This window comes from Fredinandcohnia onubensis (assembly GCF_002734215.1).
GTDB classification, from domain to species: Bacteria; Bacillota; Bacilli; order Bacillales; family Bacillaceae_L; genus Ferdinandcohnia; species Ferdinandcohnia onubensis.
The window spans coordinates 89,556-109,813 of record NZ_NSEB01000011.1; the positions used below are offsets into that span (position 1 = coordinate 89,556).

The following is a 20,258-nucleotide window of genomic DNA, read 5'->3' on the forward strand; positions in this document are numbered from 1 at the left end:
GTTCCGTGTCAGTATGTAATTTATAATAATAATGACTAATGCCAAAACAATCCACAATAGAAAACTGCCGTACCATGCGGTTACATCTGTTAAAAAAACATAAGGAATGACATAGGCCAACATCACTAAGAAGAGGCATAATAGCCCCCAAAACGATTCTTTTTTGCTCATTATTGTCCTCCCATTTCAATTTAAAAAAGGAATGACACTTCTGCCATTCCTTTAAAAGTATAATCTTATCGTTTCCCAGAATCAAATGGCTCTCCCGCTGCTTTAGGTGCTTGAGAAGATTTAGAAAAGATAACCAATGCAATTAAAGTTACCACATATGGGAAAATCTTCAATATGATTGGTGGGACAACTGCAAGCTCTGGGATAACTTGTGAAACGTTCGCAACTGTACTTGCAAAACCAAAGAATAAAGTTGCTCCAAGAATCCCAAGTGGTTTCCATTGTCCAAAGATTAAAGATGCAAGTGCCAAGAAGCCTAGACCTGAAACTGTTCCAGTAAACTCCCCTGCATACGTTACGATGATAAGTGCCCCTCCCAAGCCTGAAAAAGCACCTGAAAGTATAACACCTAGATAACGAATTTTTCTAACATTTACACCAGCTGCTTCTGCCGCCTGTGGAAATTCACCACAAGAACGTAAACGAAGCCCTGTCTTTGTTTTATATAGCACGAACGAGCTTATTAATAAAACAAGTAAGATAAACCAAGTAGTTGGATAGGTTTTCGTAAAAAACAAATCTCCAATAACAGGAATCGAGGATAGCCCCGGAATATCTGTTGGTGTAAATCCACTAGTAATACGAATATTCCCACTACCTGTAATATTTCTAGCTAAAAATACGGTAAGTGCACCTGCAATCATATTGATAGCAGTACCACTGATAATTTGGTTGGCATTTAAGTTAATGCTAGCAAATGCGTGTAAAAGAGAAAAGAGGATTCCCACAATCGCAGCAACTAATAAACCGATCCACAGAACTAAATTATGGTTTGACATTGTATCTTGAAGATAATAGATCGTTAGGGCACCTGCAAAAGCTCCAAAGATCATTAGCCCATCTAAGCCAATGTTAACAACACCACTTCGTTCACTGAATAGTCCTCCAAGTGCTGTTATTAGAAGAGGGATTGTAAAAACAATTGCGTATGGAAAAATCTGTTCAACTAAAGCCCACATTTTACGCTTCCTCCTTTTTCACAGCTGAACTGTCAGTACGACGTTTTTTGAACTTATTCAATAAGCGCTCAATCAAAATACTGGTAGCAGCGAAATAGATAATGATAGCTATAATTGTATTTGCAATCTCTGGAGGGATTTCCGTCATTGCATTCATAAACCCTGTTCCAGAATATAGGATTCCAAAAAATACTGCCGCAAAGAACACACCGATTGGACTGTTTGCTCCTAACAATGCTACTGCTATACCATCAAAACCTTGAGATGGTAAGATCCCGATTTGCATGCTCGTTGCATTTCCTGTATACATCGCAACACCTGCGAGACCAGCTAGTCCACCAGAAATTAACATAGATAAAACAATATTTGTATTAACACGCATACCAGCATATTCTGCAGCGTGACGGTTGAAACCAACTGCTTTCAATTCAAATCCCAACGTAGTTTTGTTTATGATAAACCCAACAATAATAACCGCAATAACACCTAAAAACAAACCTAAGTTAATATAAGACCCTTGGAACATATCTGTTAAAAATGGTGACCTTAACGTTGCTTCATCTGGTAACTTTTTTGATTCTGTTTCAAGGAATTCACCTTTGAAATATCCAGGAACTACATAATATACAGTCCAATAAGCAACCCAGTTCATCATGATCGTTGAAACAACCTCATGAACATTAAATCTTGCTTTAAGCAATCCTGGTATAAATGCCCATAGAGCACCACCAAGGAATCCTACTAAAATCATTACAAGGAGAAGAATTGGTCTCGACCAGTCAAATGTTAAGCCAACTGCAGTTGCTAGCAGACCACCTATCAGCATTTGGCCAGAGGCTCCGATATTAAATAAACCCGTACGGAAAGCAAAAGCAACCGATAAACCAGTAAAGATTAATGGTGTTGCTGTCGCCAATGTATCCCCGATTCTTGATATATTTTTTAATCCGCCTTGGAAAAGGTAAGCATACCCTTCAAAAGGATTACTACCGATAAATAGCATTAATAATCCACCGGCAATTAGCCCCAACAGTACCGCGATTAATGAAATAATTGTATTTCTCATACACTTCTCTCCTTACCTACACCCGCCATCATGAGGCCAACCTCATTTTCGTTCGTCTCTGAGGCATTAACAACCCCAATGAGTTCACCGTTGTTGACGATGGCAATTCGATCAGATAGCTGCAATACTTCATCTAATTCGAGTGAAATTAAAAGTACCGCTTTTCCTTTATCTCGATGAGCGATCAATTGTTGATGAATATATTCAATTGAACCAACATCTAATCCACGAGTTGGTTGAACAGCTACTAGCAATTCAGGATCTAATTCAAGCTCACGTCCGATAATTGCTTTTTGTTGGTTACCACCGGATAAGGTTCTTGCAATTGAAACTTCTCCTTCACCTGAACGCACATCGAAGTTTTCAAGAATCTTCTTTGCATACTCTTTCATTGCTGATACATTCAGAAGTCCGTGTTTTGAAAATGGACGTTTGTTATATACCTCTAACACCATATTGGATTGAAGTGTGTAATCTAAAACAAGTCCACGTTTTTGTCTATCCTCCGGAATATGGGCAATCCCTTTATCAATTCGTTGACGGACAGGGAGATTCGTAATATCTTCCCCATTTAATAGGATTTTTCCTGACTCTGCCTTGCGAAGTCCTGTAATCGCTTCCACTAGCTCAGATTGACCATTTCCTTCAACACCAGCGATCCCTACTATTTCACCTTTCTTAACAGTCAGTGAAAAGTTCTTTAACCCCATTACTTTTCTGTTATTTTTCACAGAAAGAGAATCTATTTCTAATACCATTTCACCTGGTTTGCTTTCTTCTTTATCAACTTTAAATGATACATGTCTACCAACCATCATTTCAGCTAAACTAGCTTCACTTGAATCAGCAACATTAACTGTTCCAATATATTTTCCACGACGAATAACTGTACAGCGGTCTGCAACTGCTTTGATTTCCTTTAATTTATGAGTAATGATAATGATTGATTTTCCTTCTTTAATTAAATTACGCATGATTTTCATTAATTCATCTATTTCATTTGGAGTTAATACAGCTGTAGGCTCGTCAAAAATAAGCACATCCGCTTCACGGAAGAGCATTTTCATAATTTCAACCCGTTGTTGCATACCTACTGAAATGTCTTCTATTTTCGCATGCGGGTCGACATTTAGCCCATAATACTTTGACAATTCTTCAATACGTTTTGCCGCACTATCAATATCAAGGACCACACCGCCCTTTAATGGCTCGCTCCCTAATATGATGTTTTCAGTAACTGTAAAATTTTCAACAAGCTTAAAGTGTTGATGCACCATACCAATCCCTAGACGGTTTGCCACATTAGGGTTGTTAATATGAACTTGTTCACCATTTACCTTAATGATTCCTTGTTCCGGTTGATACATCCCAAATAATACGCCCATTAGTGTGGATTTTCCTGCCCCATTTTCACCAAGTAGAGCATGTATCTCTCCCTTTTTCAAAGTAAGAGTGATATTATCATTTGCCACAATACCAGGAAATTCCTTCCTGATATTCAGCATTTCTACAACATATTCCATAGTAGCACTCACCTTTTTAATAGACTCAAATCCTTTTTACACCAGACTTGTGTAGATATTGACATTTGAGGTTATATACAAAAGAGACGGATGAAAACAACCGTCTCTTTTTCAACTAATCTTACTTGATTAAATTACCTTGTTCACCAGAGACTTTGATTTCATCAGATTTAATCTTTTCAAAAATCTCTTTAACTTGGTTGACAGTTTCTTCGCTTAAGTTAGGATTTTCTTCTGGAATACCAACTCCATCATTTTTAACATCATATGTTAGAGTTTCTCCACCAGGGAATTTTCCATCAAGCTCTTGTTCAATTATTTCTTGAGTTGCATGTGCAAGCTTCTTCATTGCAGATGTTAAAGTAATTGATTTTTCACCTTCATAAATTCCTTCAGAATATTGGTCAACGTCAACACCGACCATCCAAACTTCTTCTCCTGCTTTAGCGCGGTTTTTAGCTTCAGTAAACGCACCTACACCAACACCACCAGCAGCAGCAAAGATTACATTTACACCACGGTCATACATTTGAGCAGCAATTTGTTGACCAGCTGCTGAGTTATCAAATGAACCTTGATATACTACATTGTCTTCTTTAATACTAAAATTCGTTCCTAGGTTTTCATTTGCATAAGCTAAACCTTGTTGGAAGCCCCAGTTAAATTTTTGAACAGCTGGAATTTCCATACCACCGATAAATCCAGCTTCTCCTTCTTTTAATTCAAGGGCAGTAGCTACACCAGCTAAGAAACCAGATTCATGTTCAGCAAAAAATACTGCAACACTGTTGTCAGCAACTGCTGGAACAAAGTCACCTTTGTGTGGGTTACCATCTAGAATGACGAATTTTGCATCTTCATATTTAGATTGTGCTTGATAGATTGCTGTTTCAAATTTGAAACCTGGTGCTACGATGAATTTATAACCTGCATCGTAAAGGTTGCCCATCTCTTTTAAGTACTCTGCTTCAGTTGTACCTGCTGGCTTAAGATATTTTTCTTGAATGCCAAGCTCTTCTTTAGCAGCTAGAATTCCTTCCCATGTACCTTGGTTAAATGATTTGTCATCAATTGTACCTGCGTCAGTTACCATACCTACTTTAAGATCGGCACCTTTATTATTACCTTCTCCTGAACCTGTTCCTTCTTCGTCTGCGCCTCCACATGCACCTAATAATGTACCAGCTGCAAGAAGAAATGCAAGACCAAAACCAGCTTTCTTTTTAAACATGGATTAACCCCCTATAAATTTTAATAAAAAACAAATCCTTATTCTAAATATCTGTTAGTAACGGATTACTTATTCACCTCCTTAAAGTTTGCTTTTTACTTACAATTTATAACACACGTTTTCTAACGACATGGAATGAAAACTTATCCGCTCTAAAATAGTTTTGTGAAAAAAGAATTGGTTCATCTTTTTCATCATAATGCATTTGTTTTAATAACAATAATGCTGTCTCAGGGTCACAGTTTAAGATTGGCGAAATCGTATCGTGATACCCAATCGGCTCAATATAGGTAACCGCGTAGGTTATTTTTCTTCCTGCTTTTTTTTCCAATAAATCAAAGAGAGATTCCTCATGTGAATAATTGGCTGGTAAATTTTTTGAAAGAATTTTGTCTATACAGTACACCACAGGCTCGCCATTTGCGGTACGGACTCTTTCTATTTTTGTAAGTTCTTCAGTTTCCGGACAATTAAAACTCTTTATGTCATTATCCGTAGGTTCTTTTACCGTTCTCGATAAAAAGATCGTCCCAGGTGACATACCAGCTTGAATAATCATATCTGTAATACTACTTATTTGCTCAATTCCTGAATTAAACAGAGGTTTCGCATTTACAAAGGTACCTACACCATGTCTTCTAATAATGACGTTTTCTTCTTCAAGAATTCGTAACGCTTCTCTTAAAGTTGCTCTACTAACTCCTAGCTGCTTTGCTAAGAGAAATTCTGATGGTAGTTTTTCTTTCTCTTTGTAGACACCATTTTCGATATCAAGTCTGATTTGATCTATTACTTGCAAGTACAATGGTCGATTATCTAACTTGATAGTCATCTGCTACTCCTCCATTTTTATGTATAGTCATCAGACCTCTGATGTTAGACCGATGTTAATCCGAATTAAATATATCATCTTTTCAAAAAGAAATAAATAAGAATTGCGTAATTTGTCGAAAAAAAAGAAGAGCAACTGCTCTTCTTATGTCAAGAATAAGTCAAATGACACTTGCTTTTCAAACTGGAACTTTACTCAAAAAAAACTAACTTCCTACTTCTTCATTTTTTGAAGAAATTAGCACTGCTCTTGGCTTGCTACCCTCGTAAGGACCAACTACACCTCTTGCCTCCATAGCGTCAATCAATCTTGCAGCTCTTGTATAACCTACTCGAAATCTACGTTGTAACATTGAGACAGATGCCGTTTGCATTTCAATTACAAGCTGAACAGCATCATCATATAATTCATCATCCACTTCTTCTGTTGTTTCAACGGTATCGGTAGGAATCATTTCTTCTTGATATTGAGCTTTTTGCTGGGCAATTACAAAGTTAACAACCTCTTCAACTTCGTCATCTGATAAAAAGGCTCCCTGAACACGTACAGGTTTTGATGCTCCAACAGGTAGGAATAGCATATCACCTCGTCCTAACAGCTTTTCTGCTCCACCCATATCTAAAATCGTTCTTGAATCAGTTTGAGAGGATACACTAAAAGCTATTCGGGAAGGGATATTGGCTTTAATAACCCCTGTGATAACATCTACTGATGGTCTTTGTGTTGCTATGATTAAGTGAATTCCAGCAGCTCGTGCCATTTGTGCTAGACGAGTGATAGAATCCTCAACATCTGTTGAAGCGACCATCATAAGATCTGCTAGTTCATCTACGATTACAATAATATAAGGAAGAGTTGGTTGTTTCGCCTCTTCTTCACTATTATGGCGACGAACATATTCATTATAACCTTCAATATTTCTTGTGTGGGTATGGGAGAATAATTCATATCTTCGTTCCATTTCATTTACGACTTTCTTAAGAGCTTGTGACGCCTTCTTAGGATCGGTCACAACAGGAGCCAATAAATGTGGTATTCCATTATAGACATTTAACTCAACCATTTTCGGGTCAATCATCATCATTTTTACTTCATGTGGTTTGGCCCTCATAAGCACGCTAGTAATGATGCCATTAATACAAACACTCTTACCACTACCTGTTGCACCTGCTACTAACAAGTGAGGCATTTTGTTTAGTTCAGCGAATTTGGCTTCACCTGAGATATCCCTGCCAAGTCCAATTAACAATTTAGCATCTGAGCGCTGGGGTTCAGTATCTTCAAGTACCTCCCGTAAAGATACTACAGCAATTTCAGAATTAGGAACCTCGATTCCAACTGCCGATTTTCCAGGAATTGGAGCTTCAATCCGGATATCTTTTGCAGCTAATGCAAGGGCTAGGTCATCACTTAAATTTACGATTTTACTAACTTTAACGCCAACATCCGGGTATACCTCATATTTTGTTACAGCAGGACCAAGGTGGACTTTTGTAACCTTTGCCTTTACACCAAAGCTATGGAATGTTTTCTCTAGCTTTCTAGCATTTTCATAAATATTTTCATGTTCTGCGCTTTGACTAGTTTGCTTTGGTGGATGTAGCAACTCAATCGGTGGTAACTCATAATCAACATTCTCAAGCTCACCTTCTGTAAAGGTGATTGGCATCTTTTCATCATTATCTTCTTCTGCGACTTTTTGTTTTTGCTGATGTTTTTCAGGTTGAGCAACTTGTTCTTTTGTGTAGGCCTTATCCGCAAAGTTTGAAATAATCGGTTCAATAGGAATTTCAACTGGTGCTTCATCGATATCATCATCTGTTGAAACTTGAGCATCCTTACTTTTATGCTCCTTTTTCTTTTTCTGCTTTTCTTTTTTAGGCTGGTTCTTGCGTTGATGAAACCAATTCACTATGTCATCCATAAATGCAATCCATTGATTTCGTATAAATGAAACAACTGGGCCAAAGATTTTTGCAATTGTATCGTGAAGTGATTTTCCAGTAACAAGTACACCACCAATGACGATTAAAAAGACAGAGATAATTTTTGTCCCCGCTTCATCAAATAAAAAATAAGAAGCTGCAAAAAGGATTGAACCAATCATTCCTCCGCCTAAATCAGTAGTACTTGTATCACCATTTACAACAGCCCAAAACATGCTCCAGGTATTTTTAATAACACTTGGATCAGTAAATTTGCCTTCGTTAGTTTGTAAATTAAATAATGGAATATGACTTAATAACAGCATGGCGCTTATAATTAAGTAGACACCAATCAATTGCCTAGTAATAATTTTCGGAAAGGATCGATTCCAAATAATATACAGTGAAATAAGCAATAATCCAATTAATCCAAGAATGTCCCAATTTCCAAGGAAAAATCGAAATAAATAGACAAGACCTGTTCCTACCGTGCCAAGTCTTGCTAAACCAATACAAGCTAAAGCTAATAATAATAATCCTAGCAATTCAAATTTAAGAGTTTTTTTCCATTCATCTTTCCGCTTCGACTGTCTACGTTTTCGTTTTGCCATACTACACCTACTCTACCTATCAATAATAAGAAAGAAGCAGCCACATTATGGCTGCCTACGTGATGAAATTAGTTAAATTATAGCACATTATACCAATTTAGGACAATTGATGAAATGATAGGTTTAATTCTATAAATGTTCACTTTAGCAACCTTTCGTCCCAGCCTGAAACGTCTTGTGAAACCAATGATTTCACAAGAATCAGCAAAAAATGTTTTGTAAACTATAATTTGATTTTCTGCCCAGGCGAGTATCTTCCGTCTAAAAAGTGCTGAGGATCAGTACTCATAACTCTTTCAATTGTGTATTCACCATTTTGGGCATGGCTAACAGCAAGTGAAACACCGTTAATATCGACATACTTAAAATTACTTTCTTCCATTTCAGTTTGTGGATAAATTAGCTCTTGTGGCATCATAGTATATAGAATCATTGAATCATCTGCCCGCTTTCTTCCGTAACATTTCTCTCATCAATTAACTGATTTAGTTTCTTAATCGCCTGTCCAATTCCACCAATTTCATTAATGAGGCCATATTTTACCGCATCAGAGCCTATAACGTTGGTTCCAATATCCCTTGTTAAATTACCCTTAGAAAACATCAATTCCTTGAACTTATCTTCGGTTATTTGCGAATGCCCTGTAACAAAATTAACCACGCGCTCTTGCATTTTATCTAAGTACTCAAACGTCTGAGGTACACCGATAACTAGACCCGTTAGTCTTACTGGATGGATTGTCATCGTCGCCGTTTCAGCCACAAAAGAATAATCACAAGCCACGGCAATTGGAACACCTATCGAGTGACCGCCTCCTAAAACAATTGAAACAGTTGGTTTTGAGAGCGACGCAAGCATTTCTGATATTGCAAGCCCTGCCTCAACATCTCCCCCAACTGTATTTAAAATAACTAATAAACCTTCAATTTTTGGGTTTTGTTCAATCGCAACAATTTGAGGTATAACATGTTCATATTTAGTTGTTTTATTTTGAGGAGGTAATTGAATATGTCCTTCAATTTGACCAACAATTGTAAGGCAATGTATTTTACTGTCATTTGACATTTGAGGGACATTGGTTTGTCCTAGTTGTTGAATCTTATCAACTAATGATGAGCCCTTTGTTTCATTTTTATCCTGATCCCCTTGTGGTTGATCTGCATTTATGTATTGATTATTATTCATCGTATTCTCCTTTCAACCCATTTACCATTTAGTATAAACACATGGTTCTATTTCATTCTCGAAAGTGGGTGAAAGAAAAAAAGCCAATCAGTAAGATTGACTTTTTAAACATGTTTTTTTATTTCCCTATTAATTTTGTTAATTCAATTCGTTCTTGTTCGTTTAACGGAACTAGTGGTAAACGAACAGAGCCAACGTCTAATCCCTTGATTTGAAGAGCTGTTTTTACTGGAACCGGATTTGGTGCCGTAAATAGTCCCTTCATAATTGGTAGAAGTTTTTGATGGTGTCTAGCTGCCTCAGTATTGTTTCCTGTTAAAAATGCTTTTACCATTTGCTGCATTTCATTACCAATCACGTGGGCAGCAACTGAAACAACACCTTTTGCTCCAATTGAAAGAGCCGGCAATGTGATTCCATCATCCCCACTGTATAAATCAAAACTTTCATCAGTATTAGCAATTATTTCAGTCATTGCTTCAAGGCTTCCACTTGCTTCTTTAACAGCAACGATATTTTGTATCTTCGACAATTTAATAATGGTTTCTACTGACATATTAATAACCGATCTACCTGGAATATTGTAAAGCATAATAGGTAGTTTTGTACTTTCAGCAATTGTTTTAAAATGCTGATAAAGTCCTTCTTGACTTGGCTTATTGTAATATGGAACAACAAGCATAATTGCATCGACACCGGCTTCTTGTGCTTTTTTTGATAACTCCATGGATGCATACGTATTATTGCTGCCTGTTCCAGCTATTACTGGAACCCGACCATCCACAACTTTTACAACGTGACGGAAAAGAGCTACTTTTTCCTCGGAAGATAACGTAGGAGATTCACCAGTTGTCCCTGCTACAACCAGAGATTCTGTACCATTATTTATTAAATAATTAATCAACTGAGTTGTTTTACCGAAATCGATATTTCCTTTATTATCAAATGGTGTCACCATAGCTGTAGAGATTCTTCCAAAATCAATCATGCTTTTACACCTACTCCCATCAATTGCGCTAGGCTTATTTCCTAAAAACCTAGGCTTGCTCTAAAAAATTATACATGAAACAAATATGTTAAAGAAAGGGACTCCTCCATCACGGAGGTTCCCTTAATTGTCCCCTTAAAAGTCTACCACTTCTGCTCCAACAGGTCCATCAGATAAATGGAATGCTTTATGAAGTGCGTTAATGGCTTCCTTCATTTCAGATTCCTTAACAAGTACCCAAATGGTTGATAGACTATCTGCTGATTGCAAAATTTGAATTCCTTTTTCTGAAAGTGCTGTTACAATTCGTGCAGTCACTCCAGGTACGCCGTTCATTCCCGCTCCAACAGTCGCAACCTTCGCACATTTTTCAGTTACCTGAGGTTCATAACCCAATTCTTTCAGTTTATTAACCGCGCGGGCTGTCATTTCTCCCGAAACCGTATAAACAACACCATTGGGTGTGATGTTAAAGAAATCCACACTTATTTTTTCATTGGCCATTGCCTTAAATACTTCTGTTTGAAGATTATATTGGCCTTTTTTTGCTTGAACTTTTAATTGCGTTACATTTGTCACGTGTGCAATACCTGTAATTAATCGATCCTTAACCTCGACACCTCGACGTTTATCAATTGTTGTTACAAGTGTACCAGGTGCATCCGAATATGTTGAACGCACCCTAATGGGTACCTTTGCATCCATCGCAATTTCAACTGCGCGTGGATGAATGACTTTTGCACCTTGGTATGCCATGTTCACGATTTCGTTATATGTGACGACTGATAATGGCTTTGCATCACCAACGATTCGTGGGTCTGCTGTCATAACACCTTCTACATCTGTAAAAATATCAATCCACTCAGCTTGTAATGCAACACCTAGTGCCGCAGCAGATGTATCACTTCCACCTCTACCTAATGTCGTAATGTCACCTATTTTAGAGATCCCTTGAAATCCTGTGACTACTACCACATCATGGGTTTCGAGTGTTTGCAGCAGACGGTCACACTTCATTTCAATAATTCTAGCATTTGTGTGATCACCATTGGTCCGGAAACCCGCCTGCCCACCATTTAAAGCAGCTGCAGAGATTCCAGCTTGATTTAACATATTGGTAAAAACGACACTAGAAATAATTTCTCCGCAGGACACGAGCATATCCATTTCCCTATCACTAATAGTTGGATTTTGCTCCCCTACTAAGCTTAAAAGTGTATCAGTTGCATATGGGTCACCCATTCTCCCCATAGCTGATACAACGACAACTACTTTATATCCATCCGAGACGGCACTTTCAATATGTTTTTTTGCTCTTTCCCTTGATTCTTCATCCCGTACTGAGGTTCCGCCAAATTTTTGAACAACGATATTCATGAAACCACCTCATGTTTTGGTTCAAACGATTATTTTGCTACTAAGCCTAGCTTTATAAGACTTCCAGCAATTTGTACGGAGTTCCATGCAGCGCCTTTTAGTAGATTGTCAGATACAACCCACATATGGAACCCATTATCTTGGTCTAAGTCTTTTCTGATTCTTCCTACGAACACATCTTTTTTACCAACTGCATGAATTGGCATTGGGTACACTTGCTCTGCTGGATTGTCTTCTAGTACAATTCCTGGTGCAGAAGATAATAATTCTTTTACGTCTTGTGCAGACACATCATTTTGTGTTGTTTCAAAATAAACAGATTCTGAATGTCCTGTTTCAACTGGTAAACGAACACAAGTCGCAGCTACATGAAGATCAGGTAAATGCATAATCTTCTTAGTTTCGTTAATCATTTTCATTTCTTCAAAAGTGAACCCATTATCCTCAAATTTATCGATTTGTGGAATCGCGTTAAAAGCGATTTGGTAATGCTTTTTGTCACCTTTTACAGGTAAGATCTTTGGAGTAACTTCATTACCTTCGATAATATCCTTCGTTTGCTCATTCATTTCTTGAATCGCAGCAACGCCGGAACCTGAAACTGCTTGATATGTTGAAACAATAACCTTAGATAAACCATAAGCCTTACGAATTGGTTCTAAAGCGACAACCATTTGAATAGTAGAACAATTTGGATTTGCAATAATACCATTGTGTTTTAAAAGGTCATTTTCGTTTACCTCAGGTACTACTAATGGTACATTTTCATCCATTCTAAATGCACTTGTGTTATCAACTACAATTGCACCTCGCTTAACTGCTTCAGGAGCAAGTTCTTTTGATACTCCTCCTCCAGCACTAAACAAGGCAATATCAACACCTTCAAATTTTTCTGGTGTTGCTACCTCAACTGTTATTTCTTGACCCTTATACTCTATCTTTTTACCAGCAGAACGTTCTGATGATAATAAAGTTAATTTAGTTAATGGAAAATCCGTTTCTTCAAGTGTTTTGATCATTTGCATTCCTACAGCACCTGTAGCACCTACAACCGCAACATGTAATTCTTTTTCTACTGTCATTTGAAATTAATTCCCCTTCCTAGTATTACTAGAACGTCTAATTTACGTTTAATGATATATATTTTACCACATACAAGTACTAAAGGAGAGAAGAATTTTCATTCTTTCTCCTTTATTCAAAAAATTTTCGTTATTCTTCACCGTCACGGAATCTTTCTACAATTACCGGTTGTAATTGCCTTCCTTCAATTGCTGCAGCAACAGTGTCCCTTAGCATTGTCATACGTGCAACCATTGAATTTGGCTTTTTCGTTGGCGCATCTTGGCCATACGGAATAAAGTATATATTTTTTGTTGCCATTAACCTCATTAGGTTCACACCATTTAAACCTAATGCGTCATTTGTGGATATTCCCAAGACAACCGGAGATTGATTACGTAATGTTGCTTTAGCTGCCATTAAGACTGGAGAATCTGTTAACGCATTCGCGAACTTACTCATTGAATTCCCTGTAAGTGGTGCAATGACCATGCAATCAAGTGGAAGTTTTGGACCTAATGGTTCTGCTTTTACAATCGAATCAATGGCTTTATTCCCTGTCGCTTTTTCAATTCTTTCAATCCACTCTGCGCCTTCTCCAAAACGTGTATTTGTTGATTGAACAGTCCATGATACAACAGGGATCACTTCTGCACCCTCATCTACCAGTCTAACTATTTCTGGAAATACAGCATCGTACGTACAATGAGATCCTGTAAGACCAAATCCGATTCTTTTTCCTTTTAATGAAGTCATATTATTCGTTCTCCTCTCTTTGTTGTAATAACTCAAGAAGTAGTTGGGATAATACATTCGCAACAATTTGACCGGCTGTCTTTGGAGCGACAATACCAGGTAACCCAGGTGCTAATAAGGCTTTAATCCCTCTTTTTTCTGCATATCTAAAATCAGTTCCCCCAGGCTTAGAGGCTAGATCAACAATCAATGTATGGGCAGGCATTTTCGAAATCACACTTGCCGTCACGATTAAGTGTGGGATCGTATTAATACAGACGTCGACATCCTTAACCTCTTCAGCAATATCTGAAAGATGAAAAGGCGTTAATCCCATTTCCGTAATTCTTGCAATATGCTCTGTTTTTCTGGCACCCACTTTAACATTTGCCCCTAAAGCAGCAAAGCTTCTTGCAACACTCATACCGACTCTGCCAAGACCAAGTACAGCCACTCTTGAATTATGAATGGTTATATCTGTATGTTGAATCACCATCATAATGGTTCCTTCAACTGTTGGAATGGAATTATAGATTGCAACATCGTCTCTTTCAAATAAACGCACTAATTTTCGATTGGTTGCCTTAATAATTCCATCTAAATAAGAATTGCTAATTCCCGAGTAAACAACACAGTGATCAGGTGTTTGTGATAAAATATCTTCAGTTAAGACGACTGTTTCATTTGAAAAAATCGTTTCAACCTCTCCCGCACTGTTTGTTCCTGATACCGGTAAAATAATCGCATCTATATCTGTAAAGTCGATTTCGTCTAAACGTTCTTTTGAAGCTCCAGTGAATCCATGATCTAGTTGATCAAATCCAATTAAAGAAAGCCTTGCATCTAATTCAATTAGTTTACGAATTACTTCCAACTGTCGTGCATCTCCACCTATAATAGCCACATGCATATCAGTTAACATACGTTTTATCACCTTCTTTTACCTAAAGTGAACCCCGAGTGTATGTTAGTCATCACGTCGGTGAACTTCGGTTTCTTCATATCGTTTTTTGAGGGATAGCCCCTCAACAATCCATAAAATCACCATAATTTTATTTACTTCACCATACTATGAGGCATTGCTTAAATAGGTGAAAGAACAAGCTGAAATTTGCTCAGAATAACATTTTCCTAAAAAAAATGAAAAAACCCACGGCATCCCGTGGGTTTACATTGTATGACTATTCAGCTTCTTCTGGTCCAAAATCATCTGGAATATCAATGATGATCATATCTGTACCAATTTTACGTATATGCTGCCATGATACGCGAACTTCATTACCTTGTTTCTTTAATCCAAACCATTTTAAAGACGGAATGATGAGTGCCTTTATTTGACCGGTTCTCTCATCAATTTCTAAATCAGTTTGACCTAAAACACCTAGTCTTTCAGCTCGTTTTACATCAACAATTTCTTTTCCACTTAATTCACTTAGCCTCAAAAAGACCACCCCTCACATGTCCTTTTTACAGTGTATGGAGTAGTCCACATTTTTAGAATCAAAATCAATTTGAAAGCTTAATCGGTAAATCATCTGTAGGGCTAATTAACGCAAGTGAAAAATCGTCTGTGAAGACTCGTTCTGCCATTGCATTCACGCTATTTTCACTAACGGCGTTAATTTCATCTAAAATTTCATCAAGGTTTTTATGTTCCTTTAATAATAATTCATTTTTACCGTTTCGGCTCATTCTACTGTTTGTACTTTCAAGTCCGAGCATAAGGCTACCCTTCATTTGCTCTTTGCTGTTCTTTAATTCCTTCTCGGTGATACCTTCTGCCTTAAGCTTTGCTAATGTATCCTGAATTGTTTCGAATAACAAATTAAGTTGTTTACTTCCTGTGCCCCCATAAATGGTGACCATCCCAGTATCCTTATAAGAGGAATGATAAGAGAATACAGAATACGCTAATCCTTTTTGCTCACGTACGTCTTGGAATAAACGGCTACTCATACTACCGCCAAGAATATTATTTAACACGATTAGATCGTACACATCTTTATCTCCAATTTGTAAGCCATTAAAGCCTAAGCAAAGATGGGCTTGTTCGGTTTCTTTTTTTCGTGTGATCTTATTAGTATGGAAAGAAGGTTTTTGTAACTCATATTTCGTCTGGTCTCCTGAATAACTACCAAAGTATGACTCAACCTCAGAAATAAAGTTCTCATCAATATTACCAGCTATAGACACAACCACATTTTCTGGAGTATACATAGCATTCATATATTGACGAAGTTTATCACCATTAAAGGTTTCCAATGTTTCTTCTGTTCCTAAAATTGGATAACCTAATGGATGATTTTCATAAGTAGCTTTACTTAATAAATCATGGACGATATCATCTGGTGTATCTTCGTACATTTTAATCTCTTCTAGGACAACATTTTTTTCTTTTTTCAATTCTTCTTCATCAAAGTTCGAATTGAAGAACATGTCCGCTAGAACATCTAGTGCATATTTTGCATGTTCATCTAATACCTTTGCGTAATAACAAGTGTATTCTTTAGAGGTGAATGCATTTACCTGTCCACCAATACTATCAAATGACTCCGCAATTTCTCTTGCAGATCTTGTTTTCGTACCCTTGAAAAACATATGCTCTAGAAAATGAGAAATACCGTTATTCTCAGGGCTTTCATTTCGTGATCCTGTCCCGATCCAAACACCAATTGCAACTGATCGAACAGTTGGGATGTTTTCTAATACAATTCTTACACCATTTTGACAAGTATACTTTTTAATCAATGCTGGATTCCTCCTGTTCTTACACCACTACTTTTTCTTTAGTATGATACGATCTTCGTTTAATAATGTAGAAACGTTGTCGATAGCAAGATCTTTTTGTTTAATAGATATAATTAATCTTTCAAGACTTTGAGCAGTTGGTGATGTTGGATGCATTAAAACCATGGCACCAGGATGGACTTTGCCCATTACCCTTTGAACTAAAACATGGGGTTGTGGACGCTGCCAATCGATTGTATCCACACTCCACATAATTGTTTTCATACCGAGTTCATCTGCAATTTTAACGACCTCATCGCGGTAGCTTCCACTAGGTGGAGCAAAGAGGGTAGGCTTTTTCCCTGTAGCAGCCTCAATGACCTGATTTGTCTTCATTAATTGCTCTCTAACAAGATCTGAAGACAAGGTTTTCATATCAGGATGTGTATAAGAATGGTTGCCTACTTCATGTCCAGCATCCACAATCATTTTAGCTAAATCTGGATTTTCCTTTACCCATCTTCCTTCTAAGAAAAAAGTTGCTTTTACATTATGCTTTTTTAACGTCGCAAGCATATCAGGAATATATTCATTCCCCCATGCAACATTTATGATAAATGACACAAGCGGTTTGTTTGGATTCCCGCGATAAATCGGGGACGAAGGTAAATCTTCAAGATGAACTTTAGGGGATAGCTGCTTAAATACCAGCTTATTTGCATCAAATTCGCCTTCTTTTTTCATCTTTTCATATGAAGCTTTAATATTTACCTCTAGTCCATTGAGGCCAGGTGTTGCTTTCCAAACAGGGTCAATCTTCGCATCTTCTGCAGGAATACTATATTCAATTGCCCTTTTTTCAATTTCTTTTAAAAGTTGATCACCTTTGCTACTAACAGGGATTGCGTCAGCGCTTTCTTTTAGTGAACTTTCTTTTAATCCCTGAACGTAATCATTTGTGAACGGATTATGTAATGATCCAATTGAAACCAATAATATGCATATAAAAGCAATAAATTGTATATACCTTTTTTTCATAACAATCCCCCTCTTTACTAGAAAATATGTAAGGGAGGGACAAGGTAGAACACAAATTGAGAAAAGTGTAATAGCTACTGTTCAAACTTTAAAAACGATGTCATAACATAAATAAAAACCTAAAAAGCCCGGTTTACCAGGCTTTAGAAAGTTTATTATTGTTGTTGCTTTTCTTTTTCCTTTTGTTCACGTAAAACGGCTTTTCTTGAAAGGTTTACACGGCCTTGCTTATCAATTTCAGTGACTTTTACAAGGAGTTCATCACCAATTGAGACAACATCCTCAACTTTTCCAACTCGTTCTTCAGCAAGTTCAGAAATATGAACAAGTCCATCTTTTCCATTAAAAATTTCAACAAATGCGCCGAACTTTTCAATACGTTTTACTTTTCCAAGATACATTTGGCCAACTTCTACTTCACGAACAATATCTTCGATGATTTTCTTGGCTTTCTGGTTCATTGCTTCATCAACTGAAGAAATAAAGACTGTACCGTCTTGTTCAATATCAATTTTTACGCCAGTTTCGTCAATGATCTTATTGATCTGTTTACCACTTGGCCCAATAACATCACGGATTTTATCTGGATTAATTTTTAATGTTAAGATCTTCGGTGCATATTTAGAAAGCTGAGATCTAGGGGTTGTTAGTGTTGCTAACATTGAATCAAGAATTTGCATACGGCCTTTTTTAGCTTGCTGCAATGCTTCCTCAAGGATTTCACGTGAAAGACCAGCTATTTTAATATCCATTTGTAAAGCAGTTACACCCTTTGATGTTCCCGCAACTTTAAAGTCCATATCTCCTAAGTGGTCTTCCATCCCTTGAATATCAGTTAATACTGTATAGTGCTCTCCTGATTTAATGAGCCCCATTGCAATCCCAGCAACAGGAGCTTTAATTGGAACACCTGCATCCATCATCGCTAATGTACTTGCACAAATACTCGCTTGGGAAGTAGAACCATTTGATTCTAATACTTCAGAAACCAGGCGGATCGTATATGGGAAATCCTTTTCAGTAGGTACAACAGGTTCCAATGCACGCTCACCCAAAGCACCATGTCCAATTTCACGACGTCCTGGGCCTCTCATAGGACCCGTTTCACCGACACTGAATTGAGGGAAATTATAGTGGTGCATAAAACGCTTTGTTTCCTCTATACCTAACCCATCAAGAATTTGCACATCACCTAATGCGCCGAGTGTACAAATACTTAATGCTTGGGTTTGTCCACGTGTGAAGAGTCCAGAACCATGTGTACGAGATAATAATCCTACTTCTGATGAGAGTGGACGAATTTCGTCGATTTGTCTTCCGTCAGGACGAACCTTTTCGACAGTGATTAAGCGTCGAACTTCTTCTTTTACAAGTTTATTTAAAATTTCTTTCACTTGCTTAAGTGTCGCATCGTCAACTTCTTGATCTGTGTATTCTGCTAAGATTGCAGCTTTTACTTCATTAATTGCATCTTCTCTTGCATGCTTTTCAGCAACTTGTACAGCTTTATTAATATCCTCTTCCGCTTTCGCACGAATTTGTGCTTCTAATTCTGAATCAAGCTCGTAAAGGACAATCTCTCTTTTTTCTTTACCGATTTCTGCAACAATTTTTTCTTGAAAGGCAATTAATCGTTTAATTTCTTCATGTCCAAACATAATTGCTTCAAGCATCACTTCTTCAGGAACTTCTTCAGCACCTGCTTCAACCATATTGATCGCATCTTTTGTACCGGCAACAACTAGATGGATATCGCTCATTTCCTGGTCTTTCACTGACGGGTTGATAATAAATTGATTGTCAACTCTACCAACAGTAACACCTGCTATTGGACCTTCAAATGGGATATCTGAAACAGATAACGCTAATGATGAACCAAACATTGCTGCCATTTCTGAAGAGCAATCTTGGTCAACACTCATAACGATACTGACAACTTGAACTTCATTTCTGAATCCATCAGCAAATAAAGGTCGAATCGGTCGGTCTATTAATCGACTTGCTAGAATCGCCTTTTCACTTGGTCTACCTTCACGTTTGATAAATCCTCCAGGGATTTTCCCAACTGCATATAATCGTTCTTCATAGTTTACAGTAAGCGGAAAGAAATCCAATGGTTTTGGCTCTTTCGATGCTGTTGCTGTACTTAAGACAGCAGTCTCTCCATAACGAACTAATGCAGCCCCGTTAGCTTGCTTTGCTAGTTGACCAATTTCAACGGTCAGCTGTCGGCCTGCCCAGTCCATGGAAAAAACTTGCTTTCCTTGTTCCATATAATAGTACCCCTCTCTAAATCACATTCAAATATATGTAATGATAGTATGAACTAATTTATTCGAACATATCAATACTCGTTAAATATGTAAAGTGAATTTTTGTTCAAATAGTAGAAATGGAGGAAAAAAATCCCTCGTTTTTTTACCTAATAAAAAAGCGGGAATGCTCCCGCTTTTTCGTAGATTATCGACGTAGTCCAAGCTTGTTGATTAATTCACGGTAACGAGTTACGTCTTTATTACGAAGATATGTTAATAAATTACGACGTTTACCAACCATCTTTAATAGACCACGACGTGAATGATGATCCTTCTTGTGTGTACGTAAATGATCATTTAACTTATTGATTTGCTCAGTTAGGACAGCGATTTGAACTTCTGGTGAACCAGTGTCATTTTCATGAGTTTTGTACTCGCTGATAATTTCGTTCTTACGCTCTTGTGTGATAGCCATCCTATTCACCTCCTATTATAAGTATCCCCGATTACCTA

General features: G+C 37.4%; 18 protein-coding genes. All 18 read right to left on the bottom strand.

Annotation, left to right across the window (positions count from 1 at the left end):
* Positions 1-236: 236 nt before the first annotated feature.
* The 18 genes from CKK03_RS12810 to rpsO all read right to left on the bottom strand — a co-directional run bounded on the left by CKK03_RS12810 (position 237) and on the right by rpsO (position 20,220).
* The gene (locus CKK03_RS12810; RefSeq protein WP_099355320.1) at positions 237-1,190 is read right to left on the bottom strand and encodes an ABC transporter permease; all 954 of its coding nucleotides are present in this window, start codon (positions 1,188-1,190) and stop codon (positions 237-239) included.
* Position 1,191: 1 nt separating this feature from the next.
* Entirely contained in the window at positions 1,192-2,256 is a 1,065-nt protein-coding gene (locus tag CKK03_RS12815) for an ABC transporter permease (protein WP_099362963.1), read from the bottom strand.
* Complete coding sequence (locus tag CKK03_RS12820) at positions 2,253-3,779, bottom strand: ABC transporter ATP-binding protein (RefSeq protein WP_099362964.1); 1,527 nt, start codon at positions 3,777-3,779, stop codon at positions 2,253-2,255. Before CKK03_RS12820 ends, CKK03_RS12815 begins: the two co-directional genes overlap by 4 nt.
* A gap of 121 nt (positions 3,780-3,900) precedes the next feature.
* Positions 3,901-5,010, bottom strand: coding sequence for a BMP family lipoprotein (locus CKK03_RS12825; RefSeq protein ID WP_099355323.1), 1,110 nt, complete (start codon positions 5,008-5,010; stop codon positions 3,901-3,903).
* A 106-nt stretch (positions 5,011-5,116) separates the two neighbouring features.
* Positions 5,117-5,842 carry a GntR family transcriptional regulator gene (locus tag CKK03_RS12830; protein ID WP_099362965.1) on the bottom strand — a complete coding sequence of 242 codons (726 nt, stop codon included), beginning with the start codon at positions 5,840-5,842 and terminating at the stop codon, positions 5,117-5,119.
* A 205-nt stretch (positions 5,843-6,047) separates the two neighbouring features.
* Positions 6,048-8,378 carry a DNA translocase FtsK gene (locus CKK03_RS12835; RefSeq protein WP_099362966.1) on the bottom strand — a complete coding sequence of 777 codons (2,331 nt, stop codon included), beginning with the start codon at positions 8,376-8,378 and terminating at the stop codon, positions 6,048-6,050.
* Between the two features lie 223 nt (positions 8,379-8,601).
* Positions 8,602-8,811, bottom strand: a complete 210-nt coding sequence (locus tag CKK03_RS12840) for a YlzJ-like family protein (RefSeq protein WP_099362967.1) — start codon at positions 8,809-8,811, stop codon at positions 8,602-8,604.
* Complete coding sequence (locus tag CKK03_RS12845; RefSeq protein ID WP_099355327.1) at positions 8,808-9,563, bottom strand: ClpP family protease; 756 nt, start codon at positions 9,561-9,563, stop codon at positions 8,808-8,810. Before CKK03_RS12845 ends, CKK03_RS12840 begins: the two co-directional genes overlap by 4 nt.
* A gap of 118 nt (positions 9,564-9,681) precedes the next feature.
* Complete coding sequence (gene dapA, locus CKK03_RS12850; protein WP_099362968.1) at positions 9,682-10,551, bottom strand: 4-hydroxy-tetrahydrodipicolinate synthase; 870 nt, start codon at positions 10,549-10,551, stop codon at positions 9,682-9,684.
* Between the two features lie 135 nt (positions 10,552-10,686).
* On the bottom strand, positions 10,687-11,928 hold the full coding sequence (gene dapG / locus CKK03_RS12855; protein WP_099362969.1) for an aspartate kinase: 1,242 nt from the start codon (positions 11,926-11,928) through the stop codon (positions 10,687-10,689).
* Between the two features lie 29 nt (positions 11,929-11,957).
* Positions 11,958-13,010, bottom strand: coding sequence for an aspartate-semialdehyde dehydrogenase (gene asd, locus CKK03_RS12860; protein WP_099362970.1), 1,053 nt, complete (start codon positions 13,008-13,010; stop codon positions 11,958-11,960).
* 130 nt (positions 13,011-13,140) lie between these two features.
* The gene (dpaB, locus tag CKK03_RS12865) at positions 13,141-13,746 is read right to left on the bottom strand and encodes a dipicolinate synthase subunit B (protein ID WP_099362971.1); all 606 of its coding nucleotides are present in this window, start codon (positions 13,744-13,746) and stop codon (positions 13,141-13,143) included.
* A 1-nt stretch (position 13,747) separates the two neighbouring features.
* Positions 13,748-14,647: a dipicolinic acid synthetase subunit A gene (dpaA, locus tag CKK03_RS12870; protein WP_099362972.1), complete on the bottom strand. Its 900-nt coding sequence runs from the start codon at positions 14,645-14,647 to the stop codon at positions 13,748-13,750.
* Positions 14,648-14,906: 259 nt separating this feature from the next.
* The gene (locus tag CKK03_RS12875; protein ID WP_099362973.1) at positions 14,907-15,167 is read right to left on the bottom strand and encodes a YlmC/YmxH family sporulation protein; all 261 of its coding nucleotides are present in this window, start codon (positions 15,165-15,167) and stop codon (positions 14,907-14,909) included.
* 64 nt (positions 15,168-15,231) lie between these two features.
* Positions 15,232-16,473 carry a M16 family metallopeptidase gene (locus CKK03_RS12880; protein WP_099362974.1) on the bottom strand — a complete coding sequence of 414 codons (1,242 nt, stop codon included), beginning with the start codon at positions 16,471-16,473 and terminating at the stop codon, positions 15,232-15,234.
* 27 nt (positions 16,474-16,500) lie between these two features.
* On the bottom strand, positions 16,501-17,490 hold the full coding sequence (locus CKK03_RS12885; RefSeq protein WP_099362975.1) for a polysaccharide deacetylase family protein: 990 nt from the start codon (positions 17,488-17,490) through the stop codon (positions 16,501-16,503).
* Positions 17,491-17,645: 155 nt separating this feature from the next.
* On the bottom strand, positions 17,646-19,763 hold the full coding sequence (gene pnp / locus CKK03_RS12890; RefSeq protein WP_099362976.1) for a polyribonucleotide nucleotidyltransferase: 2,118 nt from the start codon (positions 19,761-19,763) through the stop codon (positions 17,646-17,648).
* A 187-nt stretch (positions 19,764-19,950) separates the two neighbouring features.
* Positions 19,951-20,220 (bottom strand): 30S ribosomal protein S15, encoded by a 270-nt coding sequence (gene rpsO, locus CKK03_RS12895; protein WP_010282323.1) that lies wholly within the window; start codon positions 20,218-20,220, stop codon positions 19,951-19,953.
* Between the last annotated feature and the right edge of the window lie 38 nt (positions 20,221-20,258).